Here is a 24915-nt window from a genome sequence, read left to right as displayed (position 1 = left end):
CTGTAACCCTCAGGTTGTCTTGATAGCCATCGTCCGCAGCACACGCATAGTGGATACGCAAGCTGCCCCATTGCGGGGCAGCGTGGCAAGTGGTTCGCGATTAGTGCTGAAGGAAGTTGAGCAGATCCTGGTTGAGGCGATCTTTATGTGTGTCAGCCAAACCGTGTGGAGCTCCCTCGTACACAATCAACTCTGCGTCTTTTACCAATGCCGCAGACGATTGCCCCGAGATTTCTAAGGGAACGATCTGGTCATCATCACCATGGATAACCAGGGTAGGGATATCGAATGCTGCCAGGTCCTCACGGAAGTCAGTGGCTGAGAACGCTGCAATGGAGTCATAGGTGTTTTTATGGCCGCCCTGCATTCCTTGTGCCCAGAAGGATTGAATCAGCCCTTGGTTGGGTTCCATACCCGGACGATTAAAGCCAAAGAATGGCCCTGATGCGATATCCAGATACAGTTGGGAGCGGTTGTCCAAAGAAGCCTCGCGGAGACCATCGAATACTTCAATGGGTAGCCCACTTGGATTGTCGGGTGTTTGCAGCATTAGCGGTGGCACGGCGGACACCAGGATGGCTTTGGCAACACGCTCTGTTCCGTGACGGCCAATGTAGCGGGCAACTTCGCCACCGCCTGTTGAGAAGCCGACGAGCGTCACATCGTGCAGGTCAAGAGTGTTGATCACGGTGGCAAGGTCGTCAGCATAGTGATCCATATCATTGCCGTTCCAGGGTTGGCTGGAACGTCCGTGACCGCGGCGGTCGTGAGCGATCACGCGATATCCCTGCGCGGCCAGGAAATTCATTTGCGATTCCCAGCTATCTGAACTCAGCGGCCAACCATGGCTAAAAGTGACTGCAGGCCCGTCTTTTGGCCCCCAGTCTTTGTAATAGAGTTCTACCCCATCTGGTGTAGTAATCAGGCTTGGGGTTTGTGCGGTGGCGATTGCTTGATCAGGTTGTGCAGCATATGCGTTGGCGCCAACTTGCAGGCCAATGGCTAACAGTGAAGCGGTCAAAGTGCGATTTAGTTTTTGCATGGTGATGTTTCCTGGCTGCATGGTTAAATGCTGGTGCTTATCCAGCTATCTTGAGAGTGACGTCAATGTTATTACGCGTTGCGTTGGAATAAGGGCAGACGATATGAGCCTGATCTACCAGCGTTTGTAAGACGTCGTGAGGCACACCTGGAGAGGTAATGGTTAGTTCGGCCTGGATACCAAAACCGGTAGGTATCTGACCGATACCGACTTTGCCGGTGACAGAAGTGTTTTCTGGAAGAGTCACTTTTTGCTTGTTAGCAACGAACTTCAGAGCACCCAGAAAGCAGGCTGAATAGCCAGCAGCGAATAGCTGTTCAGGATTGGTGCCGTCTCCGCCCGCGCCGCCAAGTTCGCGTGGCGTGGACAGCTTAACGCTCAGCACGTTATCGGAAGAGGTGGCTTGGCCTTCACGTCCACCAGTGGCGGAGGCAGTGGCAGTGTAAAGAATCTTTTCGATAGTCATGGCTATGTTTCTCCAGTGTAGTGGCTGTTCCGAAACGAGCGTCGTCCCGTGATATGCATTCTGTGCTCTAAAGTGGGATGATTGGTGATGAATAGTCTCGATAAATTAACTTGGAGTCTCATATGGTCGACAGGTTAGTGGCTCTGATGGAGCACTTCTCGGTGACGGCTCAGGTATTTCACACGGGGGCTTTGTGTGGCACCAATACGTTGGAAGCCGAGGAAGGATTGGGGCAGTTGCACTTGGTGCGGCAAGGGGAAGTAAAGGTGATACATCGCGATGGATCTTTACGCATTGCGCGGCCTAGCTTGTTGCTTTATCCAAGGCCAATGACACACCGGTTTGTGACTGACCCCGAACGCGGCGCCGATATGGCCTGTGCCAACCTGCGTTTTGAGGGAGAGCAGCAGAACCCGATCGCTGCAGGCTTACCGAACTTCGTGTGCCTGCCGTTGGATACCATTACGGGTGCATTGCCGGTTCTCGAGTTGCTGTTTGAAGAAGCCTTTACACAGCGCTGCGGCCGGGTCGCTTTGGTTAACCGTCTGTTTGAGGTGGTAATGATCCAGATACTGCGCCAGTTGATGGAAAACAATGATGTAAAGGGGGGCATGCTGGCTGGCCTCTCACATCCACGCTTGCGCCAAGCCCTTGTTGCCATGCACGAAGAGCCGGCTGAAATATGGACGTTGGAGAAGCTGGCCGATGTGGCTGGCATGTCGCGCAGTGTGTTTGCGTCCAGCTTTCGCGAAGTTGTGGGTAATACGCCTGGGCAATACTTGCAAGGATGGCGTATCAGGCTGGCACAGCAGGCGTTAAAGCGTGGCCGACCGCTCAAGATTATCGCCGGTGAGGTGGGCTATGGAAGCGAGGTGGCCTTATCGCGTGCGTTTAAAGCTTACACTGGGATGCCACCAAGACAGTGGCTAGAGGATCAAGGAAAACGTTAGCACCTGCTATCAAGCGCTTACCTGGGAGCTAGGTTCGCAATGTAGAACGCACGCTGCAAACCGCGGGCGCTGGCTGGGAACATGTCATCCATGTGAACTCTTACCACGTAGGTGGTTTTCCCGCGGAAGTGAACGAGACGATGACCCGCCTGTATCGACACTACATGCCTCACCACGCGCCGATCTGGACGCAAGTAGGGGTAGAGGCGCTTGGCTTGCCTACTATGCGGGTGGAAATTCGTGTCACCGCTATTATTGCCTAGCGGGTAGAGAGCGGATGTCCGCATTGAAAGTCAATGTGGGCATCCCAAACCATCACGGCCAATCTGGTGCAATCTGGGTTGATTGGTACCGATATGAACCCCTCATGTGGCGATTTTGCTGATATGAAGCGTAGCCTGACGGCACTGGGCTTGTTATGGGAAACCGGAAGAAATAGCGGCGACCGTGCCCTTCCCTGCAAGCCCTGCCGTGAGCGTTATAACAGGAACCTCCATCACTGTGAGTGGGGGGTACAACGTCTGGTCAGTGGCCAAGGATGGTCGGGAATGTAAGATGCTGAGTCGTTGTGACGGTTGCTGTTCTAGCGTTAAGGTGGTGTGCGGCAGCCGTTGCACAGTTTGCCAATAAGGAGAGTTCCTAGTTGAGCGAGGGAACGCTCATGTCTGCGATCTCGGCGAGGGTTTTGATGGTTAGTGGTTCATCAAAATGCCTACGTATCCAGTCAATGGCTCGTCTCACCTGCACAAGGTGGCCTTCGCACTGTATGAGTTGCCTAAGCAGAGCGCCATGCGGGCTTTGCAATAAGCAATATAGCAGTTCCCATTTTCTTGGTGTCGCTAAAGCGGAGGTATCTGCAGGAGTGCCAGCGGCAATGCGGAATGTAGCACCCTTACGTGAGACCATTCCATTGAAGTTAATGGGGACGGTTTCCCCAAGGGTGCCGCATGAGCCTCTTAGGTCCTTCGTTATCTGTTTTTTAGTATCGAGCACAGATACGACCTATTAGGGACTCAAAAATAATTTTATTAAACACAGCCTTGTGGGCAGAACAGTATCAAATGGCCGTCCGCTCCGTGAGCGCACGACGACGCAGAGTGGTCTGCGCGATTGCTGGCGGTATGTAGGCCGCCCTCTCCAGCGGTGCCACATCAATCCCCGGCGGAACAATTTGGTCGATCCGGTCGAGAAGCTCGTCGCTCAACTGAACTTCCGCGCCTACGAGCAGATGGTCGAGTTGCTCGGGGGTGCGGGGCCCGATAATGGCGGATGTGATTGCCGGATGCGACACTACAAAGGCCAATGCCAAGTGTACCAACGACAAGCCTGCATTCTCAGCCAGAGGGATGAGCTGTTCGACTGCGTCTAGACTAACCTCGTCGGTCATTGCCTTCGGAAAATATTTCACGCGCAGCGAGTCCGGCAACTCTCGACTCTTGCGGTACTTGCCGGTCAACATCCCTTTGGCTAGCGGGCTCCATGTCATCACCCCCATGCCATAACGTTGGCATGTGGGCAGCACTTCCCGCTCGATTGAGCGGTTGAGAATAGAGTAGGGCGGCTGCTCTGTACGAAAGCGTGCCAGCCCTCGTTGATTAGCGACCCACTGCGCTTCCACGATGTCAGAAGCGGGAACGGTTGAGGCACCGATGTTGCGAACCTTACCTTCGCGCATCAAGTCGGTGAGAACAGACAGTGTTTCCTCAATGTCAGTCTCTGGATCCAACCGATGAATCTGATAGAGGTCGATATAGTCGGTCTGAAGGCGACGTAGCGAGTCCTCAATCGCACGGGTCAGCCAACGCCGTGATCCACCACGTTTGTTGGGATCATCACCCATCGGTAGAGACGCCTTGGTGGCAAGCACGACATCGTCCCGTCGCCCCTTGAGTGCCTTACCGACGATCTCTTCAGATTCGCCCTGACTATAAGCATCGGCTGTATCAATGAAGTTGATACCGAAATCCAGTGCTTTGTGGATCATGCCGGCACATTCATCGTGATTCGCATTGGCGATTGCACCGAACATCATTGTGCCCAGGCAGTAGGGACTGACCTTGATGCCAGTACGGCCAAGATTACGGTATTGCATGGTGGCTCTCCTTGTATTTTGGTAGCGATATCCGGTGAGACACTTCGACAAAAATTGCGGATGAGGTCACCTCGGAAAAAGACTTTGCACGTGAGAGTATGGCTAACCAAATCCGGATGATCTACAGTGTAACGTCCGTATTTTGTTTGCAGGTGTCCTGAATTGCTTGATCCGTTCGCCCAAGTAGTTACGCTGCTTCAACCCGCTGCACCATTCTCAAAACGGGGCAGCGGGGCAGGTCGTTGGAGTGTCCACCGTTCAAAAGTTGGGGGGCCCTTCTACTGCGCTATTCTTGAGGGAGGATGCCGTCTCGAAGCAGAAGGGCATGACGAGATTGTCCTCATGGAGGGAGACTTTGTGTTGATCCCCACGGCGCAGAACTTCGCAATGTCGAGCCTTCTGCCAGCGGGCGTCAAGGACATCGTTTCGACTCCCATCGTGCTGCCCAATGGCGAATACCGACTTGGCAGTGCAGACGGCCCTCCCAACGTCCGCCTGCTGCTGGGTTACTGTGTTTTTCGCTCCCCGGATGCGGCTCTGCTGGCGTCGCTGCTCCCGAAGCTTGTACACGTTCGGGGAGTGAGTCGGCTGGCCACACTGATGCAACTCGTCAGCGATGAAACACGTGCGCAACGACCCGCGCGCGATGTTGTGCTGGAGCGCCTGCTAGAAGTCCTGCTCATCGAAGCCCTTCGATCTGGTGGAAAGGCGGATGCAGCACCCGGGCTGCTGCGTGGCCTGACAGATGAGCGGCTTGCGGTCGCGATCCGCCGGATTCATGAAAGTCCCGATCAGTCTTGGACGGTTACACAACTAGCAAGTGAGGCGACGCTCTCCCGCTCCGTGTTTTACGAACGGTTTGGTCACGCTATGGGAATAGCGCCAATGGAGTATTTACTCGCTTGGCGCATGGCGTTAGCCAAGGATTTATTGCGTAGAGAAAAAGCCAGCATAGCTGAGATAGCTAGTCGAGTAGGCTACAGTTCGGCGAGTACGTTTAGTGTTGCTTTTACTCGCCATGTGGGGCTACCGCCAGCCCGTTATGCACGAGACACTTTGCTCGACAGGATATCACCGGTCGGCTCCGGTAGTTCTGTGGAGCCCGAATCTATCGTCTGAACAAAAGCTCTTGGATAAGCAGTCGCGTACGGTCGGCCAGTGGGTCGAAGGTAGATTTAATGCATATGGCCGGTGACAGAGTTACAGCTTCATTGATTGATATGACCGCGCAGCGATTAGGCGTTAGCAAGTGCCGAAGTTTGAAGAGCTGTTGAAATGAAAGGAGATCGCACTTCATGCTGATAGGCTTCCACGATCTCGGCGAGTATCGACACGGCTAGCATGGATGCCTCACGCATTGATGGGACCAAGCCGACGGGGCCGTGGATTCGTCCGATCTGGCTTTCGGCAATGCCGGCGGCACGAAGCCTCTCACAACGCCGGGCATGAGTCGTCTTGCTGCCAACGGCACCGATATAAAAGGCTGGGCCTTGGAGGACTTGGGCAAGCAACCTTTCCTCCCAATCGATATCGTGGAAAGCGAGAAGAAATGCCGTCCATGGATCGTCGCCCAGATCCGGAAGTGTCGATGGGACCGTCAGCGTCGTGATGCTATCGATTCCCAGACGCTGAGCGTCTTGAATTTCGACGCTGTCGCGGAGCTGCAGCTCGGTCTGGATACCACTCGCCGCCGCGAGCCGGGCAAGCGCCAGGCTGTCGGCCCCGCGCCCCGCGATGCGCAGGCGGAGCCTGGGCGTGTATTGGAAGGACAATGCGCCTGCCACCACCGGGCGCCCCAGCCGGAGATCGCCAGTTTCCGAGAGGTTGAGCGTCGCTGTCTTGCGCGAGGCGAGCCGATCATGGCACGCACGCAGGACATCGGCCTTTGCATCTGGCAGTACACAAACCTCAATCGCACCACCGCAGGGAAGTGGCAGATCCATGAAAGGCGAGCCACTGCCGTATCTCAAGCGTTCGATCCGCCCCATGCGCAGCGCTTGCCGGGCATGATGCGCGACATCCGCATCGATACATCCGCCCGAGATATAGCCGCAACGTCCGCCATCTGCGGACACGGCCATCAGGGCGCCCGGCCGGCGCACGGCACCGCCTTCCGTCGCCGTCACGACGACGAGCGCGACCTCCCCCACCCTGCGCCAGGCAAGCCATTGTCCAAGGACATCTTGTGCATGTTCCAGATACATCGTGGACCTCGGCAGGTCTATATTCATTGCGCTAGCGCTCATTGAGGGCTTCATGGACGTCCTGTCTGAACGGTATCTAGATGTGATCGGAGAACGGCAAACTACGAACCCGCTGTCGTGTGGCGGCGAACAGCGCATTGGCCAGCGCGGGCGCGAGAGGGGGAACGCCAGGTTCACCGGCTCCCCCCAGGGGAGAGCCAATCTCGACAATGCCAACCGTGACCTCTGGCGCCTCTCCGATGCGCAGAAGGGGATAGTCATAAAAGTTCGACTGTTCGGCACGGCCGTCGCGGAGCGTGACCTTCTGCCTCAGCGCTACACCAAGCGCATCGATGACCGATCCCTGAATCTGTGTTTCCACCTGGCCCGGGTTGATCGCGCGCCCGCAGTCGATGGCCGCATGGACCCGTTCGACATGGATCTCCTCACCACCACCGGCCCGCGCCTCGACCACCTGTGCGACAAAGGAGCCGTAGCTTTCGACCACCGCCAGGCCGCGAGCGATTCCTTCCGGAGCCGGCTCGTCCCACCGTGACATCTCGGCCACCCGGTCGAGCACGGCGAGCATCCTTTCCTGCCCCTCACAATGACTTCTGCGAAACTCCAGCGGATCGCGCTCCGCCGCCGCGGCGCATTCGTCCATGAAGCTTTCGAAGAAAAAGCCGTTGAAGGAGTGGGCAATCGCACGCCAGGGGCAAAGCGGTATCGGCAGATCAACCACGGCGTGTTCCACGACGAAGTTCGGAATGTTGTAGTACATATCCGACAGCCCGTTGAGCGAGAAGGGATCGAAGTTTGCCAGGTTGCCCGTTGCCTGCGCCCGCTGCTCGGGATCCATGCCGTATTCGCGGCCCATCTGCGGCCCGGCGATGCGGATACGCATGCCGGTGATGTCGCCGGCTTCGTCCAGGACCGCCCGGAAGCGGCACCTCATCGTCTGGCGGTACTGGCCCTGCTGAATGTCGTTCTCGCGCGTCCAGAGCACCTTGACCGGCCGCCCGCCGACGGCGCGGCTGGCGAGCGCCGCTTGAAGAGCGATCTCGCCATGCGTCTTGCGACCGAAGCCGCCGCCCAGATGGGTGGTGTTGATGAAGAGCCGTTCAGCTGGCAACTGCAAAGCGCTCTCCAGCGTCATGCGGATGACGTCCTGGCCCTGTGTACCGATCCACAGTTCCGTGCGCTCCGCGCTGGATTCAGCCACACAGTTGATCGGCTCCATGCACGCATGAGCGAGCAGCGGTGCCGAGTACTCGGCCTCGACGACCTGACCGTCGCTAGACAAGGTTGCCTCTGCGTCACCGCGCAAGGTGGAAATCGGCACATCGGACCAGTCCAGCGCCTCGCGAAGCATGCCCTCTATCTCGTCCGTGGAAAGGTTGTCCGCCGGTGTCCGGGTGAAGGTGATGTCGAGTGCATCAGCAGCCTGCCTGGCCTGCCACCAGGACTCCGCCACCACAACCGCACCGCGCGGCACGCGAGCCACCGCGACCACACCCGGCATGCCGGCGACACTGCTCTCGTCGAACGACTCGACGTCGGCGGAAAAGACCGGGGCGAGCCGGGCGGCGCCGTATAGCATGCCTTCGCGCTCGACATCCACCCCGTACACGGCCCTGCCGGTCACTTTCGCCGGTATATCGAGGCGCGACACCGTGCGCCCGGTCAGCGTTCGCTCACCGTCGGGGCGCAGGGTCGGTTCCTCCGGCACAGGCAACGCCATGGCATCCTCCACCAGTTCACCGAAGGGAATCCTCCGGCCACTGCCGGTATGAACGATGAAGCCATTCTCGGCATGCAAGGCTCCAGGCGCGACTCCGAGGCGCTCGGCCGCTGCTTGCGTCAGCATCTCCCGCGCCTGGGCGGCGGCGCGGCGCAGCGGATCGTGCCAGAAGCGAATGCCGAGCGAGCCCACGGAGCGCATCTGGCCGAGGAAAGGAACCCTGTAGTCAGGCGTCGGCTGCTTCGGCATTTCGACGACGATGCCCGACCAGTCGGCGCCCAACTCCTCGGCGAGTATCTGGGCCTGTCCGGTGTGGGTTCCCTGGCCCATCTCGCTGGTGGGCAGCACGAAGGTCACCTGGCCGCTCGTGTCGATGCGAATGAAGGCTTGCGAAAGACCTACCGCCTCGCTCTGCCGTACCCAGGCCGGCAGCCGAAGGGGAATGACGAGGGCGCCGCCGGCCGCGACTGCGGCGCCAGCCAGAAAGGATCGACGGGTGAGGGGAAAATCTTGTAGTTTCATTTTTCTACCTGCGCCTTGGGTAAGTGTGGATTGAGGCGAATCGCGTCAGACTTCGGCGGCACGGTGAATGGCCGCCCGGATGCGTACATAGGTACCGCAGCGGCACAGATTGCCACTCATCGCCTCATCGATCTCCGCATCGGAGGGACTCGGGTTACGTCCCAGGAGCGCCACTGCGCTCATGATCTGTCCACTCTGGCAATAACCGCACTGTGGCACGTCCAATTCAACCCAGGCGCGCTGGACGGGATGCGAGCCATCCTCGGACAATCCCTCGATGGTCGTGACGGCCCTGCCCTCGGCACCGGCTAACGGAAAGACGCAGGAACGCACCGGCTCGCCATCGACATGGACCGTGCATGCACCGCACTGCGCGGCGCCGCAACCGAACTTGGTGCCGGTGAGCTTCAACTGCTCCCGGAGCACCCAGAGCAGCGGTGTATCTTGTGCAGCGTCGATGTCTACCGAGCGCCCGTTGATCGTGAATGCCGTCATGAGGCCTCCTTTTCGCTATGGGATGGGGGTGCTCAATATTTGCTGAGTATCTCGACCGCTTGATCGAAGCGTCCGTCACGCTCTGCCCAGCGCAGGAAGTTCACGTTCTCCACCAGGATTTCCTTAGGCGTTGGTCGTTCGAGAAACAGCATCATGACTTCCTCGATAAAGTCATCGAGAGGCATATAGCCTTCGCGGGTCGACTGGCCTGGAGTGAGCTCGGTCTGCACCGCGGGGGGAGCAAGCTCAATGAGCTCGACCTTGCCCTTGAGCTGTTCGCGCAGGGAGATCGTATAGGAATGGATGGCCGCCTTGGTGGCGCTGTAGGTTGGCGTGCCACTCATCGGGACAAACGCCAAACCGGACGATACGTTCACGATCGCCGCGTCCGGCTGGCGTACCAGATGGTCGGTCAACGCATTCGTCAGCCGGATAGGCCCAAGCAGATTGGTGATGACCGTCTGCTCGGCATCGCGTAGGTCGCGGGTCCTGGACAGGTCCTCGCGTCGCATGATGCCGGCGTTGTTGAACAACACGTTGAGGCCGGGATGCTCGGCGACGACACGGTCGGCAAAGGCAGCGATGGCCTCCGGGTCCTCGATATCGACGACCATCGCGTGCATGTCGCGCCGACCGGCGATGGTTTCCTCGAGCGTCTCCTTGCGCCGCCCAGCGACGATCACGCTGTTACCAAGTTGATTGAAGCGCAGGGCGAGCTCCCGGCCAATCCCGGAGCCGCCTCCGGTAATAAGGATGGTATTTCCAGATATTTTCATTTCTACGTCCTCCATCTATCCTGCCATGAATACGGATGACAATATCCGCGCTAGCCCAGACCCCATTCGTCGCCAAAGTTAGCGGTTGCGTTGGTATTTATACTTTTAACAATTCGGTGCTGGTGGGGCTTGCCAACGCCTGCGAAAAACTTGCCTAATCCTGTCAGGGTGGAGAAGCTTCCTCTATGTCATGCTAACTTTGAGTTGAAATGCTGGAGGAAAGTATATGAACTCACTTAAACAGGCTGTCCAGACATACGCCCGATACCACGCCAATGGTGATGGCTTGGCACTAACGCCGGTGCCAGGCTTGAAAATGATGTGTGTTGAGGCTCCTGCTGGCGACTTGCATTCGGTCTATAAGCCATTGGTTTGCCTTGTATTGCAGGGGGCAAAGCGCATTCTTGTGGGGAACCAGCAGATGGTATTGTCAGCTGGGAAATCAGCAATTGTCAGCGCTGATATGCCCGTCATCGGGCGAATCGTCCAGGCGAGTCCGAGCGAGCCCTATCTAGCGGTTGCCATCGAACTGGACATGATGATTCTGCGTGAGCTTGCCGCCCACATGGGCAATGCAAGTACTCAGCGCTTATCCGAAACGCATACGCTATTTGCCGAAGACACTGAAACTGAGTTGGTTGACTGCGCGTCGCGGCTAATGAAACTTCTGGATCGCCCCGAGTCTGCGCCGCTTCTTCGCCCTGGCATCGTGCAAGAGTTGCATTATTGGCTTCTATCAGGCCCTCATGGTACTGCCTTGCAGGCGTTGGCGGACCCAGGTAGTTACGCGAGTCGTCTTGCCGCTGCTATTGCGATTCTTAGAGCTGAATACCGGTCGCGCGTGCCAGTGGAGCAACTTGCGGCAGAGGCAGGAATGAGTCTCTCTTCATTTCATAAGCACTTCAAGCACATGACCTCGCTAACGCCGGGTCAATACCAGCAGCGACTTCGCCTGATCGAAGCGCGTCGTCTGATGCTCAATGAAGGCTTCTCTGCTAGTAATGCTGCCTTTGAAGTGGGGTATGAGAGCGTATCGCAGTTCACCCGTGAATACGGTCGACTATTCCAGGCACCTCCGAAACGTGACGCTCTGCGCTTACAAAAACCCATTGAGGTTGTAAGGCAAGATGCCGTTGCCTTACAACGAACAGGTGCTTGAGAGGTGTTCCTGATTACTCGGGTAGCTTTGCAATAACTTTGATTTCAAAGTCAAAACCCGCCAACCATGTCACTCCAACCGCCGTCCAGTTTGGGTAAGGCTGTTCCGGAAACGCGCGCGCCTTGGCTTCCATCACGATGGCGAATTGGGCTTCAGGGTCGGTATGAAAACTCGTAACATCGACGATATCTTCAAAGTTTGCTCCTGCTGCTTTCAAGACACTTTTCAGGTTGTCGAAGGCGAGTTGTACCTGAGCGGCGAAGTCCGGCTCAGGCGAACCATCTTCACGGCTGCCGACCTGGCCCGATACGAATAGAAAGTCGCCCGAGCGGACGGCGGCGGAATAGGCATTGTGTTCATAAAGCGCCTGGCGGCCAGAGGGAAAAACAACGTCACGTTTAGCCATGTGTACCTCCATCAATAGATCATCATCGATCATTTTGTTAATGATGAAGTCACTTTACGTTTACCTTCGTAGTGGATAAACGGCGCATTCTGATCAACATTGTTTGTATATTTCAAACAATCACGAGGTGTTTGGCACCGCTATGGATCGTTTTAACGCAATGCAGGCATTCGCGCGGGTCGTGGAGACGGGCAGCTTTACCAAGGCAGCCGAGACTCTTCATATGAGTAAGACCAGCGTGACGCAGCTCGTGCAGCACCTGGAGGCACGGCTACGGGTAAAGTTACTCAACCGAACCACTCGCAAAGTTAACGTCACTGCTGACGGGGCAGCTTACTATGAACGCGTTATCAAACTTCTGGCCGATATGGATGATGCCGAAACCAGCTTGTCCCATGCCACGGTTTTGCCCCGTGGCCGACTGAGAGTCGATGTACCTGGCCCACTTGCTCGAATGATCCTGATACCGGCTTTGCCCGCGTTCCACGCTCAATACCCTGATATTCAACTCGATATGGGGGTGAGTGATCGCATGGTGGATCTGATTGACGAAGGAGTGGATTGCGTAGTGCGTGGTGGAGAACTCACCGATTTATCTTTGGTGGCACGCCGTGTGGGCGATTTACGACTTGGTGTTTATGCCGCACCGGGCTATTTGGAACGAACGGGCCTTCCCTCGCACCCCCAGGAACTGTCAGCGCCCCCGCATTACATTGTCGGTTTCAGACGGGCACGTGCAGGCTTGGCCTCTTCCCACGCCATGTACCGCAACGGAGAGAGTGTCGAAGTGCAAGGGCGCTATGTGGTTTCGGTGGACGACGGTAATGCCTGTCTTGCGGCGGGCCTGGCGGGTCTCGGAGTACTGTGGCTCCCTGACTACATGACCAGGGAACACGTGCTGCGCGGTGAGCTGATCCGCTTGTTTAATGACTGGCACCTCGACCCGATGCCGATGTACATAGCATTCCCACCGAATCGACATGTAAGCGCCAAGTTACGTGTGTTCATTGATTGGGTGGTGGATTTGATGGCACAGGGTGCGCCTGTCGTTGGGCCACGGGATCAGGCGTTAAAAACGCCAGGTAGCGCCTAGCAATGGGCCGCTCATCGTAACGTCAATGCGTGTGCCCGACTCATCTCGATCCACTGCCAGGTGACGATAGCCAGCTGAAAGGTGCAGTGTATCGCTGATCTGGTAATTGGCAGTAGCGACTGCCTGCCAAGTGTTGTCAGAACCGATGCCGAAGCCGCCAATATCGGCATGTACCAGCGTTGACCAACGGGGTGTCCAGGTTGAACGTAGCCGAGCGGCTAAGATCGGGTCGACCCAGCGTTCGGTTTCGCTGGCACTGACGCCCAGCGCGGACACATTCACTTCTGCTTCAAGCCGCCAAGCGCGTGCGCCCGCCAACAGATCCAGGTGTTGGCTAGGTGTACTGACCACTTGATAACCTGCTGCTGCGGTGACTGAGCGCTGGCGCAGTTTGCCTTCAGCAGCAATGCCGGGAGGCAGGGCACCCTCGTGGCTAAGTGAGGCCCAGGTAATATCCCCAAACAGCACCAAACGGTCGCGACGTGCACTGCCAGCCATGAAAAAGGCACCATCCAGATCATCCAGTACTTCGCTAAAAGAGCGCGAGGTGCTAATGGTGGGTGCATTCTCCAGAGGACGCATGTCGCCTGATAACCCCGCCATCCAGATATAAGGGGTTAACTGAAAGCGCCAGGGACTCTCCTGGGCATTCGCATTCGCTGCCTGACCTGCCAGGATAACGCTCAGGGCGATAGTAACGGGGCGGTACTTCAACATCGTGCGCGTCCTTATCGAGTGTCTTTGTAGATACGCCCGCCCTTCATAATCAGGCGCAGGTTGCGTTCAGGGTCATGGAGGAAATCAAGGTTCTGGCTTGGGTCTCCGTCGACCAACAGCAGGTCGGCGTGGGCGCCGGGTTCAATTTTCCCCAGTGTGCCAGGGTAAGGGTTACGTGGACCTGCAAGAGAGAGGAGTTCGCCATTACGGCCAGTGGCCATGGCAAGTACCGTCAACGGATCGTAGAAGCGTGTCAGTTTGGACAACTGGCGAAGCTGGTTCGGTGTGTTTTGAGGGTTGAAAAGGATATCGGTGCCCCAGGCGGTGTTAATATCAAAGCGCTGGGCCAACTCATAAGCCCGCACCGTACCTTCGGCTACTTGCCGCTGGGCTTCACGACGCTCAGCATCTGGGTAAACGTTGGCGTCTTCATCCTGAAGAAAAGGTTGAAGGCTCCACCATGCGCCTTCTCCTGCCATCATTCTGACGGACTCTTCATCCGCTAGCTGGCCGTGCTCAATGGATTTAACGCCAGCCCTCAGTGCTCGTTGGATACCCCTTGGTGTATACACATGCACCATCACATAGGTACCCCAGTCTTCCGCCGCTTCAACGGCAGCTCGTAGTTCCCGCTCAGAGAATTGGGTGCTATCCAAGGGGTCGTAGGAGGAGGCAACGCCGCCGCCTGCCATCAATTTTACTTGTGATGCCCCCATCATCAACTGCTCCCGGGTGCGCCTTAGCACTTCTGCCTCGCCATCGGCGATAGCGGAGACACCCTGGCGCTCCAACTCACTTAGTGGTGTATTGCTGCCTCTGGGGATTTCATGGCGCATGCGAAAATCACCATGCCCGGAGGTTTGTGAAATCATCGCGCCCGCCGGAAAAATACGTGGCCCAGCCACAATTCCCTCGTCGATGGCGCGCTTCAACGCGAAGGAAGGCCCACCTACATCGCGTACTGAGGTAACGCCACGTAGCAGTGTGCGTTCTGCCTCCTGTGCCGCTACCAAGTGCACATAGCCGATATCGGCTGTCATGGCGGCGGTTTGGGTAATGGCTGCCAGCGTGGTGTGCCAGTGAGCATCAATCAATCCTGGCATCACGGTGCGACCGCCACAGTCGATGATTTCGGCACCTTCCGGCTCCGCATCGCTGGTGCCAATTGACTGAATCCGATCCTCGTCAATACGTATTGTTACACCTTCGCGCAGAGGCGCGCCGCTGCCATCGAAGAGCGTCAGGTTAGTCAGCAGCAGTGGGCCGTCTTGCCGCCTGGGTTGGGTGCTGATGGCGGCAGGGGCGTGAAGACCGGCGAAGAGCGCCATCACTGCGGCAGCACCCCCCATTAATTGGCGTCGGGTAATACCTGCCATCATGCGTTCATGGAAGTGTTGTAATAGCGGCGAGCCGCAGCAGCAAACGCCATGGGAGTGATGAGGGTAGGGGGCAAGCGGTAGTAAACCAGCAGTGGGTGGCATAAGCGACACCTTACGTCGTCGGTGGATAAGCATTCAGGCCGATGTCGCGTAGCCTTCTATCAAAAGTATACTGAGATAGTGTGCCACGCAAGTGACAGTCACTTTGCTGGTCGGTGGCTTAATCTGCTTGTCATCCGTTCCGCCAGAAACTCTATAAACAGCCGAGTGCAACAGGATAAGGCACTTGATAAAGCCGTATTCAACGCCAAATCTGAAAACGGCTACATTTCATATACTGCATAAGCGTTGTAAAAGTGCTGGTAGTGAAAAGGCGCAGGTTCGACGCCTGGTGCAAAGGAGAGTTCTCTCCATTAATAGTTAAAATACGCAACGTGCTATGGCGATTACCCAACTAAACATTGGGCATAACGCCTTAAAAAAGGAACCCCAATGACCAGGTTACGCAGAGAACTGGTGTCGTTAATTGAGCAGGGCGCTATACCGCCTGACCAGGTGGCTCAGGCGGTGAGTGCATCTGGCCTGTATCCCTCACCTCGGAGCTGGGGTGTGTTTTTCGACCGGCTGTTGCTATGGCTGGGAGCTTTGGCGCTAGCTTGCGCAGTGCTGTTTTTTATTGCCTACAACTGGGTTGAAATGGGGCGTTGGTTGCGTTTTGGATTGGTTCAGGTCGCGTTGGTGTCAGCGGTCGCAATCGGCATTTGGGGAAAGGCCAGCCCTTTGCTCGCCAGGGTGGCGCTAACGTCAGCGTCCCTGCTAGTCGGGGTGCTGCTGGCGCTATTTGGACAGGTGTATCAAACCGGTGCCGACCCTTGGCAGTTGTTCTCTGTTTGGGCGATATTCATTTTACCTTGGGTATGGGTAGCGCGTTTTGATGTGCTGTGGTTAGCATGGCTGGCCCTGTTAAACCTTACATTGTGGCTCTATTTTCGCACCTGGGGCGGTGTCTTGGGAGTGATGTTTACCAGCGGGCCAGCCGTGTTGTGGGGGTTGTTTTTGCTAAATACCACTGCACTGGTGGTGTGGGAGTTGGGAGTATGGCACCAGCGCTGGGGAGGGCGTTGGGCCGTTCGGTTGCTGGTTCTGGGGAGTGGCATCCCTATCACGCTGATTATGCTGATATTGGTCTCGGCATCACACTTTGCGTTTGCACCGGTCGTGATGGTGTATCCACTGTGGCTGGCAGCGCTCTATGGCGTTTACCGCTACTGGCGGCCAGACCTTTTTATGCTGGCGGGGGGCTGCGTCTCACTGATTACCGTGATAACGCTACTGCTGGCCAGATTTCTGCTATGGGAAGGCGATTGGCAAGCGGGTAATTTGCTGCTACTGGCGATTGCGGTGTTAGCACTGGGGGCTGGGGCCGTTGTGTGGTTGAAGCGGCTACACGAGGAGGGGGTTCAATAATGGACGATAGGATTCCCTTGCGTAGCCGATTAACACAAGCTGGTATTGATGTTGGTGACAGCCTGTACCCCAAGGTAGCTGAAGCACCCTGGTTTGTACGCGCGCTGCAGGCCTTTTCCGGCTGGTTGGCAGCACTGTTTCTATTGGGGTTTATCGCCCTGGGCGCGGTGTTTGTTATCGAAAGTACGACTGCATCCCTGGGCTTGGGTATGGTGATGCTGGGGTGTGCTTTTGCGCTACTGCGTGCGGCCAGGGGGGAACTACTCGAACACTTGGCATTGGCGATTAGTCTGGCAGGGCAGATGTTGGTGGCCTGGGCCTTAATAGAGGTCTGGGAAGATTCCGCTTACCTGTGGTGGGCATTGCTGGTTTTACAGTGCGTGTTGGCGCTCGTGATGCCAAGTCTGGTACATCGTGGCTTCTCTGCCTTCGCCGCCAGTGTGGCGCTTTATATGGCACTGGTGACGAGTGCCATGGGGCCGGTCGCCAGCGGTACGGTGTTGTTGGTGCTGACGGCGCTTTGGCTGAATGAGTTTCGTTGGCCTCGCCGTATAAATGAGGCCCAGGCGTGGGGAGTTGGTTTGGTATTGGGCCTGCTGTTTGTGCAGGGGTTGGCGCATCTTGGTTATCCCTTACCGTTTTTCTACGACATGGTAGGCGGCCCTTGGGTGAAGCTGGGAGCATGGCTGGGGGCAGGTTTGGTCGCATTGGCACTGTGGTGGCTCCTTCAAACGCTGCGTATTAGCCAGCGTTTACCCAGCGTGAGTGGGTTGGCCTATATGGAGGTAGTTCTGTTGATGGCGATATCCCTTTATGTCCCCAGCGTGGGGCAAGGTGTGGTATTGGTGTTGATAGGGTTTGCTATTGGACATCGCATGTTAACGGGGCTCGGCGTGTTTTCGCTGATACTGGCGATTGGCAGTTACTACTACTGGTTAGAGGTCACCTTATTAATCAAAGCATTAACGCTACTGGGGTTGGGAGGGCTGTTGCTAGTGTTGCGTTGGGGTGCGCGTCAGTGGCTGGAGCCCGATGTTGCCCACCTCAGCGATGGGGAACCAGGGCCATGAGGTGCAACACACGATGGAGCCGGATAGTGGTGATGGCGGCCACGTTGCTGATTCTGGTGTTAGTGAACTGGGCGATCTGGCAAAAAGAGCATCACCTTGCTAAAGGAGAGGTGATCTATCTCGAACTGGCCCCGGTCGACCCACGCTCACTGATGCAGGGTGACTATATGGCGCTTAACTTCGCGCTTGGCAACCGTATACAGCAGGCACTGGGGCCGAGGGCATTTGCAGAAGGGGGGCCGGAGGCGAGGGATGGCAGTGTGATTGTTCGGCTTGATGGTCAGCGGATCGCTTATTTCCAGCGGCTGGACGATGGCCAAGCCACTTTGGCAGATGACGAAAGGCGCCTGCGTTATCGCCTGCGCCATGGCAGTGTTCAGTTTGCGACCAATGCCTTCTTCTTTCAGGAAGGTCACGCTGAACGCTATGAGTCGGCCCGCTATGGTGAGTTTCGTTTAAATGATCGCGGCGATCTGTTACTGGTGGCCCTGTACGATGAAGCGCTTCACCGCTTGGGTGAGATGGTGAGGTGACTAGGGTTCTTCTTCCATCGCCGCATATCGCTTGGTAAGAAAATCGAGCAACGCCCTCACTGAGGGTAGTAAGCCACGCCGGGAAGGGTAAACCGCGTGGACGAGCTCCCTTCTGGGCTCCCACTCTGGAAGTACCTGCACTAGCGAGTAAGACACAGCGTTGCATCAGTAGAACTATCTGGTCGGAAAGAGAGCCCCATTTAACGTGTATTTCGCTGCTTGATGGATTCGGGGTGGTAGTCTGTACTTTGTTTCTCCACTGACATGGATGTGTCAGCGTTAAATGCTGGGGGCTGGCGAAACTGGATAGCCCCATCTCAATGGAAAAGGCTGATATGAACGTAAATGGCTCATGGCCCGTGTGGATAGTGTTGGTAATGACCTTCGCGTTTTCCAGTTTCTGTGCGGCGCAAGCTCAGGGAGAGGAGAGCGGGGATGCGCGGTGGTTCTCTGTCGATGCGTTAAACGCAGGGCTTGGCGAAGCTCCCGACGATACCAGCCTAGCGACTCCCCGGGAAACCATCAGAAGCTTTTTGGCGCTAACCGAAGATGAGGAGTTCGATGCGGCAGCGCACATGCTCAACCTTTCCGATTTGTCTACGGACGAGCAGGCAGAGCGGGGTGGTCAACTGGCCATGCAGCTGGCGGAGGTCTTTAAGCGGGGTGAGTGGCTCAATGTATCGAATCTCTCCGGGCGCCAGGATGCCGCCATTGAGGATAGTTCCGGCCAAAATCCATTAGCTGGGGAGCCGCGAAGGGATATTGAAATTACCTCTCTCCAGGCCGATGGAGAAGCGTACGATATCCGGTTGGGCCGGTATCGTCAGGGGGAGCAGGACCCCGTTTGGTTAATTATGCCTGACAGCGTGGCAGCGATTCCCGTGTTGTACGCAGTGTATGGCCCTTCCTTATTGGAAGAGTATATTCCCAAACGCTTTAAAACCTCATTTGGGATGCTGATGATTTGGGAGTGGCTTGCCATTCCTGTTTTCCTGCTGGTTATTGGTGCTGTGGGGTGGGGCGTTTATGTCCTGGTAGGCCTGATGGCCAACTGGTTGCCCGGTGGCATGAAAAGTATTTTTGCCGGTCGTATTAAAGTCCCCATGGCGCTTATTGTCATGTCCCTTATCACCCAGATGCTACTTGATTATGTGGTCTCTTTTTCCGCAGTGGCCACTACTACGTTCCGGGTATTGTTGATTGCGATTCTTGCCTGGGGAGTGGGCACTATTGCACTACGCTTTGTCGATACCATCATGCTCCGGATGACCCGCCGTCTGGTGGGAGAAATTGATGATACCAAGCCCAGGGATAAACGCCGGCTGCTTACCTCGCTTTATGCGCTGCGCAGGTTGATCATCCTGTTTACCGTGACGGCGGTCTCGGTGTATGTACTAGGGCAGATCCAGCTATTTGAAACGCTGGGTTTATCGCTTCTTGCCTCCGCCAGCGTTATTGCGGTGCTGGTGGGGATTGCAGGCCAGTCGGTGTTGGGCAATATCCTCTCCTCTTTTCAGCTCTCCTTCGCCAAACCGGTTCGCATTGGTGACCTGGTAATGTTCGAAGGGCAGTGGTGTTATGTAGAGGGTATTTTCTACACCTTCATCCGGCTAAGGGTTTGGGATGAACGGCGCCTTATTGTGCCAGTCACCTATTTTGTTTCCAGACCGTTTGAAAACCTGTCGGTAAAAAGCACCAAATTGTATAGAAGCCTGGAACTGACGCTTCACCTGAGTGCCAATATCGCGTTGTTAAGGGAGAAGTTTCTTGAGTTTGCCAAAGAGGAAGAGAACGTTGTCGAGCACCACAAGCTACTGTGCTATGTGACCGCACAAACGGGAACAGCTCAGACGGTAACCTGCTACTTGATGACGTCAGATCCCATGGCCGGCTGGACATCAGAGATGAATATTCGTGAACGGCTAATGACCTATATTCGGGATAATCACCCCGAGTGGTGGCCGCGCGAAGTGGTGGTGATCAGTCATCAGGATATCGCCCTTGGGAAAAGCCAGGCTAAGCGCTCTGTATCAAGTGCTGAACAGGAGGCTGGAAATAGTGCTGGAGACAGTGAGGAAGCGTCTGCAAGTGAGTAGTGGGATATTGGTCAGTAAAATGCGGATTGGCAACATTTTTTGCTATAATTGATGGAAAACCATCAGTTAGAGGTGTGCCATGTCTGCTCTTACTCAAACTAAGGCGACTCCTGACGTCGTGTTAGCTAAGGCGGTACTACGTGCTGCAGAGCAACTGGGGTTATCGCAATCGACATTGGCAGAGGTGCTAGGTGTACACCGCACCACCATTACTCAGCTTAAGAAAAACCTAAAGCTTGATCCTACCTCCAAACAGGGTGAGCTGGCGCTACTATTAATTCGCTTAGCTCGTGCGTTGTTCGCCCTTACGGGAGGGAATAAAGCGTGGATGCAGCACTTTATGCGCACACCCAACCGTATGACGGGAGGTGTGCCTGCTGAGCAGGTAACACGGCTGGAAGGATTGTTTGCGGTACTTAGGTTCGTTGATGGTATGCGAGGTAAGGTGTGAGTATTTGGGAAAGCTGCGGTGGGGCAGGCAATATAGCGCCTATTTCAGGCACGCTATATCGGTTGGTAGAAAGCCAGGAGCAGGTAGCGACACTTGACTATGTCGATACCCTGGAAGAGCAGGAAATACTGGAAGCACTGCTTGAAGCGGCTAAGCCCCCCTTACCTGTGCAGGAGCAAGACCTTCACTACCTGCTAAAAACACCTTTTCGGTATCCTCCCCTTAAATGGGGTTCACGGTTTGGTCGTGTCCATGAGCCTAGTATTTTCTATGGTGGTCAAAAGATAGCGACGACCCTCGCTGAATCCGCCTACTACCGGTTAGTGTTTTGGTACTCCATGGACGGCACTGCTGTGGCGGAGTCCCTTCGTTCAGAACATACGCTCTTTTCTGTGGACTATGCTGCTAAACAGGGTGTAAGGCTAAACGCAGGTGCCTTTATTGATCATATAGAAGCGTTAAGGCACCCGGTGGATTATACCCATTGCCAGTCATTAGGCAGTGTCATGCGTGTGGCAGGCGTTGAAGCATTTGAATACGCCTCTGCGAGAGATCAACAGGGCGGTACCTGTGTTGGCTTGTTCACGCCCGCTGCGCTCACACAGCATCAGCCCGGAGAGATGAGTGCATGGTTTTGTATCACCACGGCTTCTCAGGTCTCCTTTAAACGTAAAGACGCATCCGGAGTGATGATCTACCCGTTGGATGATTTTCTCTATAACGGTGTTCTGCCATTTCCTGCGTAATGATCTACCTTATGGCCCTGTGGATAACAAGAAAATAGCGAAAAAGGGGACGCTTGATGGCGTTACATATTGTGCAACGATGATTTCCTGACTGGGGAGTGACTTATGGCCCACCAGGAGATGGGCCATTTCCTGCCATCATGTTGCTTCATGGTTCAGAAGGTGCCAGGGCGGGGTGGAGCCATCGGGATGCAACTCTATTCGCCGCGCCAGGATTTTTGGTGTTCTCTTATGGCTACTCAACAGGGGGCAATGCATGGAAAGCTGGTCATATTTTTGCAAACCGGGTGTTGAGGTCAATCAGTGTTAAAAAGCCATCCTCATCAATAAACCCCTTATCGCCGGTTATGTACCAGTTGGTGCCGTCTATCTCACGAAGGACCTGCCCGGTACGCTTGGAATCATTGAGATAGCCTTGCATTACCTGGGGGCCACTGATCAAAATCATACCTGTTTCACCGGTGGGTAACTCCTCAAAACTATCCGGGTCCACGATCTTAACGCTGGTGCCCGGTAGCGGCATACCTACCGTGCCTGCCTGGCTGTCGCGCTGGACCTGCTGGTAGTGAACATCCAGAGCATCAGGCAGGTTTACTGAAACAACAGGCGACGTTTCTGTAGCGCCATACCCCTCATAAATGGGTTTATGGAATTTAAGGGTAAAATCAGTACGAACGCTGTCGTCCAACTTCTCTGCACCCGCCGCCACCACCCTTAAGCTCGCCAGCATCTGAGGGTGTACTTTGGGGCTGCGTACAAATAGCTGCAAAAAACTGGAGGTGCCGAACATAATGGTCGCCTTATGCTTGGCAACGGCGCCCGCGATACCAGGCGCATCGGTTGAGTCGGCATGGCACACCAGCGGCAAGCCTTCAATCAGCGGGAGAAACTGCGTTACGGTAAGGCCGAAGGCATGGAACAGCGGTAATGAGCCCATGATCACATCATCGTGTTGGGTGTTCAGCACATCGGATATTTGTTTGATGTTCGCCATCAGGTTGCGGTGGCTTAGCATCACGCCTTTGGGCAAACCTTCACTACTACTGGCAAACAGGATGGCTGCGGTAGCATCCGCATCGCGTGCTCGGCTGAAACAGCGCTGTAGCCACCAGGTAGGCAACAGGCTTACGGCGAGCCAGGTGGCCAAACGTTCGGCACGCCTGATTGAGGCTGGTAGGTCCTCCAGGTAAATAACCTGTTGCTGGCTTAGTAACAGGTCAACATCCAGTCCGCGCTGGTTTAGTTTTTCGACAAAACGGCGTGAGGTGAAGACCGTACCAATATTTGCCTGGGTTATAGCAAAGGTCAGTGCCTCCTGGTTGGCGGTGTAGTTCAGGTTAACGATAGTCTTGCCCGCCAGTAACGTTGCCATGTTGGTAATTACCCCAACCGTACTGGTGGGAAGTAGCAGGCCTACATGCTGACCAGGACAGAGCTTACCAATACGCTTGGCCATCAGAATACTGGCGGTGAGCGCCTGGCCAGCATTGAGCGGTCGGCTTAGGGTATCCATGAGAGCTTTGGCACGTAGGTTGCGTTTAACGCTACGAATCCATGCATCAGGCAAGCTGGGTAACTCCTCAATCGCATGCTGCCAGGAACGGGTGGCCTGTTCAAAAATACGCCGTTTGAGCACATCGGCGGGCGTATCTTTCGGCAAGGACTTACCGAAAGCCACAACAACAGAGCGGTGCAGGGGCGCATTGCGCAGCTCTTTGAGCTTGCTGGAAGAGCGCGAAAACTGACTGCCCCATAATCCGCGCAGATAAAACGGTACAATTCGGACATCAGGATTGGCCATTTTACAGGCACGCTCATAGCCTCGGCGAAACTCCCCTAGCTGGCCATTACGGCTAATTGCCCCTTCAGGAAACAGACAGACCACTTCACCTGCATTGAGTTGTTCCGCAACGGTAGCCAATGCATGATCAGCACCAGCGCCACGCTCAATGGGGATACAGCCTAATGCATTGAGAAACCAACGTAGATACCAGCGTTGGTAAATACTTTTTAGCATTACAAAACGCACTGGGCGCGGGCTGGCGATCTGCACCATTGCCCAGTCAACCCAGCTTATATGGTTGCCCAGTAGAAGCACGCCCCCTTGAGCGGGCAGGTTTTCCAAGCCATGAACATCGACACGATAGCGACGGGTAAGAAGAAAGCTAAGCAGAAAGCGCACAAGGCTTTGGGGCAGCTTAACGATCGTATAGCCTCCCCCCACCATGGCAACCGAAGCCACTAACAGCAGCAGGTAAAGGCTATCCACGCCAGCCAGGGCAAATAGCGCCGTGAGCACCAAAAAGCCCAGCATTGAGATGTTTTGTATCCAGTTATTGGCAGCCAGCACGGTACCCAGTTCGTTGTCAGCAGCGTTAAACTGGATCAACGCATTCAGCGGCACAATAAACAGCCCACCCATCGTGCCGATAAAAATAAAGTTCAAAGCTTGGCTTGTTGGGGTGGTAAAGAGCGGCAGGCACCATAGGCCAACGGCGACACCGACAGCCGCTAGCGGGATTAACCCTGTTTCAATACGGTTACGCGATAACTTGCTTGCCAGTAGGGAGCCGAGCGCAATACCGATACCGCTGGCGGCAAGAATGCCCTGAAGTACCAAAGTGTTATCGATGTTAAGCGCATCTTTCGCATAGGCGGGAAACGCTGCTAGTAGTACTTGGCCTACCGACCAGAAGGTAGCTAGCCCTATAATTGAAAGCCTCAGCACGGGCTGGCGCGCGATAATACGCACGTTATCTTTTAGGGCTGCGCCCTTAATATAACGTTGCCAGGTGAGCGGCGTGTTGGGGGCATGGGCGGTATCGAGCGGCAACTGATAAAGAGCCAGTACCTGAATAACGCTATTGAGTACCAGCAGCCAGCCCAGTGGCGCAACTTGGCGCAGCAGTTGATCTGGCGTTTGATCCGCAAAGGGAGTCCAGGCTTCAAAAAAAGCGGTAAAAGCGACTGTGCCCGCCAAAATAGCGCCAATTGTAATGGCCTGAATAAGCCCATTGGCTTCGGCAAGCCGTGGCTTGCCGAAGAGCCCCTTTACCACGCCATACTTGGCGGGAGAGTAAAAAGCCGACTGAATAGCCAGCAGCAGTGTCATACCAAACGCCAGCCAGAACCACCCCTGATAGTAGGCGACGGTGATGCCCAGGGAGACCACAACAGCCGCCCAGGCAGAGACCCGTAAAACACGCACTTTTGGGTAGCTGTCCGCTACATGGCCCGCCGGGCTAAACAGCACAATAAAGGGGAGCAGGATGAGCCCGTTCACCAACGCTGTCAGTGCGACCTGTGTAGTGCCATCATAGCTTTTGAAAATTGTATTCTGGATGACGATTTTATGTCCCAGGTCCATAAAGGCATTAAGAAAAATCGCAATCAGGTAGGGCCAGGCGCCCCTCATTTTCAGCACGCTTTGCATATTAGGTAGCCTTATCAATCCCCAGACATGGTAGCCACTCTCTGCAATAGGCTCTTTTATTGCAACTCTATTGTGCTGAGTTGTGTTATAGGCGCTTT

The 24915-nt window shown here is 55.6% G+C and carries 22 protein-coding genes and 1 pseudogene; 12 read left to right on the top strand and 11 right to left on the bottom strand.

Translation table 11 applies throughout. The features are described from left to right. Positions 1–100: 100 nt before the first annotated feature. The gene (locus tag HP566_RS20745) at positions 101–1042 is read right to left on the bottom strand and encodes an alpha/beta fold hydrolase (RefSeq protein ID WP_249979201.1); all 942 of its coding nucleotides are present in this window, start codon (positions 1040–1042) and stop codon (positions 101–103) included. Between the two features lie 37 nt (positions 1043–1079). Beyond that, the gene (locus HP566_RS20740; protein ID WP_249979200.1) at positions 1080–1508 is read right to left on the bottom strand and encodes an organic hydroperoxide resistance protein; all 429 of its coding nucleotides are present in this window, start codon (positions 1506–1508) and stop codon (positions 1080–1082) included. 122 nt (positions 1509–1630) lie between these two features. On the opposite strand from HP566_RS20740, the gene HP566_RS20735 reads away from it, so the two are divergent. The 3 genes and pseudogenes from HP566_RS20735 to HP566_RS20725 all read left to right on the top strand — a co-directional run bounded on the left by HP566_RS20735 (position 1631) and on the right by HP566_RS20725 (position 3012). After that, positions 1631–2458 (top strand): AraC family transcriptional regulator, encoded by an 828-nt coding sequence (locus tag HP566_RS20735; protein WP_249979199.1) that lies wholly within the window; start codon positions 1631–1633, stop codon positions 2456–2458. Between the two features lie 47 nt (positions 2459–2505). Further along, a pseudogene (locus HP566_RS20730) lies at positions 2506–2721 on the top strand (Rid family hydrolase); the annotation flags it as partial. Positions 2722–2754: 33 nt separating this feature from the next. Beyond that, complete coding sequence (locus HP566_RS20725) at positions 2755–3012, top strand: hypothetical protein (RefSeq protein WP_249979197.1); 258 nt, start codon at positions 2755–2757, stop codon at positions 3010–3012. 503 nt (positions 3013–3515) lie between these two features. Here HP566_RS20725 and HP566_RS20720 read toward each other — a convergent pair. Further along, positions 3516–4550 carry an aldo/keto reductase gene (locus HP566_RS20720; RefSeq protein WP_249979196.1) on the bottom strand — a complete coding sequence of 345 codons (1035 nt, stop codon included), beginning with the start codon at positions 4548–4550 and terminating at the stop codon, positions 3516–3518. Positions 4551–4712: 162 nt separating this feature from the next. Here HP566_RS20720 and HP566_RS20715 point away from each other — a divergent pair, with 162 nt between their 5' ends. Further along, on the top strand, positions 4713–5669 hold the full coding sequence (locus HP566_RS20715) for an AraC family transcriptional regulator (protein ID WP_249979195.1): 957 nt from the start codon (positions 4713–4715) through the stop codon (positions 5667–5669). Positions 5670–5785: 116 nt separating this feature from the next. On the opposite strand, the gene HP566_RS20710 is transcribed toward HP566_RS20715, so the two are convergent. The 4 genes from HP566_RS20710 to HP566_RS20695 are packed head-to-tail and all read right to left on the bottom strand — an operon-like array spanning position 5786 to position 10282. Continuing rightward, complete coding sequence (locus tag HP566_RS20710) at positions 5786–6808, bottom strand: XdhC family protein (protein ID WP_249979194.1); 1023 nt, start codon at positions 6806–6808, stop codon at positions 5786–5788. A gap of 22 nt (positions 6809–6830) precedes the next feature. Continuing rightward, positions 6831–8996, bottom strand: a complete 2166-nt coding sequence (locus HP566_RS20705) for a xanthine dehydrogenase family protein molybdopterin-binding subunit (protein ID WP_249979193.1) — start codon at positions 8994–8996, stop codon at positions 6831–6833. 45 nt (positions 8997–9041) lie between these two features. Continuing rightward, the gene (locus HP566_RS20700) at positions 9042–9491 is read right to left on the bottom strand and encodes a (2Fe-2S)-binding protein (protein WP_249979192.1); all 450 of its coding nucleotides are present in this window, start codon (positions 9489–9491) and stop codon (positions 9042–9044) included. 32 nt (positions 9492–9523) lie between these two features. Next, positions 9524–10282, bottom strand: coding sequence for an SDR family oxidoreductase (locus tag HP566_RS20695; protein WP_249979191.1), 759 nt, complete (start codon positions 10280–10282; stop codon positions 9524–9526). A gap of 211 nt (positions 10283–10493) precedes the next feature. On the opposite strand from HP566_RS20695, the gene HP566_RS20690 reads away from it, so the two are divergent. Then, on the top strand, positions 10494–11426 hold the full coding sequence (locus tag HP566_RS20690; protein ID WP_249979190.1) for an AraC family transcriptional regulator: 933 nt from the start codon (positions 10494–10496) through the stop codon (positions 11424–11426). Positions 11427–11439: 13 nt separating this feature from the next. Here the strand turns inward: HP566_RS20690 and HP566_RS20685 are convergent, their stop codons facing one another. Beyond that, positions 11440–11832, bottom strand: a complete 393-nt coding sequence (locus HP566_RS20685) for a RidA family protein (protein ID WP_249979189.1) — start codon at positions 11830–11832, stop codon at positions 11440–11442. Positions 11833–11974: 142 nt separating this feature from the next. On the opposite strand from HP566_RS20685, the gene HP566_RS20680 reads away from it, so the two are divergent. Next, entirely contained in the window at positions 11975–12925 is a 951-nt protein-coding gene (locus tag HP566_RS20680; protein WP_249979188.1) for a LysR family transcriptional regulator, read from the top strand. Here the strand turns inward: HP566_RS20680 and HP566_RS20675 are convergent. Beyond that, positions 12902–13642 carry a hypothetical protein gene (locus HP566_RS20675; protein ID WP_249979187.1) on the bottom strand — a complete coding sequence of 247 codons (741 nt, stop codon included), beginning with the start codon at positions 13640–13642 and terminating at the stop codon, positions 12902–12904. The two genes, HP566_RS20680 and HP566_RS20675, sit on opposite strands and share 24 nt — an antisense overlap. An 11-nt stretch (positions 13643–13653) precedes the next feature. After that, on the bottom strand, positions 13654–15123 hold the full coding sequence (locus HP566_RS20670) for a metal-dependent hydrolase family protein (protein ID WP_249979186.1): 1470 nt from the start codon (positions 15121–15123) through the stop codon (positions 13654–13656). 390 nt (positions 15124–15513) lie between these two features. Between HP566_RS20670 and HP566_RS20665 the strand changes: the two genes are divergently transcribed. The 6 genes from HP566_RS20665 to HP566_RS20640 all read left to right on the top strand — a co-directional run bounded on the left by HP566_RS20665 (position 15514) and on the right by HP566_RS20640 (position 21384). Next, a complete protein-coding gene (locus HP566_RS20665; protein WP_249979185.1) occupies positions 15514–16488 on the top strand; it encodes a DUF2157 domain-containing protein in 975 nt (324 codons plus the stop codon). Beyond that, complete coding sequence (locus tag HP566_RS20660; protein ID WP_249979184.1) at positions 16488–17558, top strand: DUF4401 domain-containing protein; 1071 nt, start codon at positions 16488–16490, stop codon at positions 17556–17558. Before HP566_RS20665 ends, HP566_RS20660 begins: the two co-directional genes overlap by 1 nt. After that, entirely contained in the window at positions 17555–18091 is a 537-nt protein-coding gene (locus tag HP566_RS20655) for a GDYXXLXY domain-containing protein (protein WP_249979183.1), read from the top strand. The genes HP566_RS20660 and HP566_RS20655 overlap by 4 nt, the downstream gene beginning before the upstream one ends. Before the next feature lie 335 nt (positions 18092–18426). Further along, on the top strand, positions 18427–20187 hold the full coding sequence (locus HP566_RS20650) for a mechanosensitive ion channel family protein (RefSeq protein ID WP_249979182.1): 1761 nt from the start codon (positions 18427–18429) through the stop codon (positions 20185–20187). Between the two features lie 79 nt (positions 20188–20266). After that, entirely contained in the window at positions 20267–20638 is a 372-nt protein-coding gene (locus HP566_RS20645; protein ID WP_249979181.1) for an MbcA/ParS/Xre antitoxin family protein, read from the top strand. After that, positions 20635–21384, top strand: a complete 750-nt coding sequence (locus HP566_RS20640) for an RES family NAD+ phosphorylase (protein WP_249979180.1) — start codon at positions 20635–20637, stop codon at positions 21382–21384. Before HP566_RS20645 ends, HP566_RS20640 begins: the two co-directional genes overlap by 4 nt. A 268-nt stretch (positions 21385–21652) precedes the next feature. Here the strand turns inward: HP566_RS20640 and HP566_RS20635 are convergent, their stop codons facing one another. After that, positions 21653–24817 (bottom strand): acyl-[ACP]--phospholipid O-acyltransferase, encoded by a 3165-nt coding sequence (locus HP566_RS20635; RefSeq protein ID WP_249979179.1) that lies wholly within the window; start codon positions 24815–24817, stop codon positions 21653–21655. Between the last annotated feature and the right edge of the window lie 98 nt (positions 24818–24915).

This window comes from Vreelandella olivaria, from assembly GCF_023507745.1.
Taxonomy (GTDB): domain Bacteria; phylum Pseudomonadota; class Gammaproteobacteria; order Pseudomonadales; family Halomonadaceae; genus Vreelandella; species Vreelandella olivaria_A.
Note: the sequence above shows the minus strand (reverse complement) of the source record. Positions and strands in the feature narration are given on the sequence as shown.

Coding starts and splice junctions, on each gene's coding strand:
- HP566_RS20745 (WP_249979201.1), bottom strand. CDS start 1,042: ATGCAAAAACTAAATCGCACTTTGACCGCTTCACTGTTAGCCATTGGC.
- HP566_RS20740 (WP_249979200.1), bottom strand. CDS start 1,508: ATGACTATCGAAAAGATTCTTTACACTGCCACTGCCTCCGCCACTGGT.
- HP566_RS20735 (WP_249979199.1), top strand. CDS start 1,631: ATGGTCGACAGGTTAGTGGCTCTGATGGAGCACTTCTCGGTGACGGCT.
- HP566_RS20725 (WP_249979197.1), top strand. CDS start 2,755: ATGTGGGCATCCCAAACCATCACGGCCAATCTGGTGCAATCTGGGTTG.
- HP566_RS20720 (WP_249979196.1), bottom strand. CDS start 4,550: ATGCAATACCGTAATCTTGGCCGTACTGGCATCAAGGTCAGTCCCTAC.
- HP566_RS20710 (WP_249979194.1), bottom strand. CDS start 6,808: ATGAAGCCCTCAATGAGCGCTAGCGCAATGAATATAGACCTGCCGAGG.
- HP566_RS20705 (WP_249979193.1), bottom strand. CDS start 8,996: ATGAAACTACAAGATTTTCCCCTCACCCGTCGATCCTTTCTGGCTGGC.
- HP566_RS20700 (WP_249979192.1), bottom strand. CDS start 9,491: ATGACGGCATTCACGATCAACGGGCGCTCGGTAGACATCGACGCTGCA.
- HP566_RS20695 (WP_249979191.1), bottom strand. CDS start 10,282: ATGGAGGACGTAGAAATGAAAATATCTGGAAATACCATCCTTATTACC.
- HP566_RS20690 (WP_249979190.1), top strand. CDS start 10,494: ATGAACTCACTTAAACAGGCTGTCCAGACATACGCCCGATACCACGCC.
- HP566_RS20685 (WP_249979189.1), bottom strand. CDS start 11,832: ATGGCTAAACGTGACGTTGTTTTTCCCTCTGGCCGCCAGGCGCTTTAT.
- HP566_RS20680 (WP_249979188.1), top strand. CDS start 11,975: ATGGATCGTTTTAACGCAATGCAGGCATTCGCGCGGGTCGTGGAGACG.
- HP566_RS20675 (WP_249979187.1), bottom strand. CDS start 13,642: ATGTTGAAGTACCGCCCCGTTACTATCGCCCTGAGCGTTATCCTGGCA.
- HP566_RS20670 (WP_249979186.1), bottom strand. CDS start 15,123: ATGCCACCCACTGCTGGTTTACTACCGCTTGCCCCCTACCCTCATCAC.
- HP566_RS20665 (WP_249979185.1), top strand. CDS start 15,514: ATGACCAGGTTACGCAGAGAACTGGTGTCGTTAATTGAGCAGGGCGCT.
- HP566_RS20660 (WP_249979184.1), top strand. CDS start 16,488: ATGGACGATAGGATTCCCTTGCGTAGCCGATTAACACAAGCTGGTATT.
- HP566_RS20655 (WP_249979183.1), top strand. CDS start 17,555: ATGAGGTGCAACACACGATGGAGCCGGATAGTGGTGATGGCGGCCACG.
- HP566_RS20650 (WP_249979182.1), top strand. CDS start 18,427: ATGAACGTAAATGGCTCATGGCCCGTGTGGATAGTGTTGGTAATGACC.
- HP566_RS20645 (WP_249979181.1), top strand. CDS start 20,267: ATGTCTGCTCTTACTCAAACTAAGGCGACTCCTGACGTCGTGTTAGCT.
- HP566_RS20635 (WP_249979179.1), bottom strand. CDS start 24,817: ATGCAAAGCGTGCTGAAAATGAGGGGCGCCTGGCCCTACCTGATTGCG.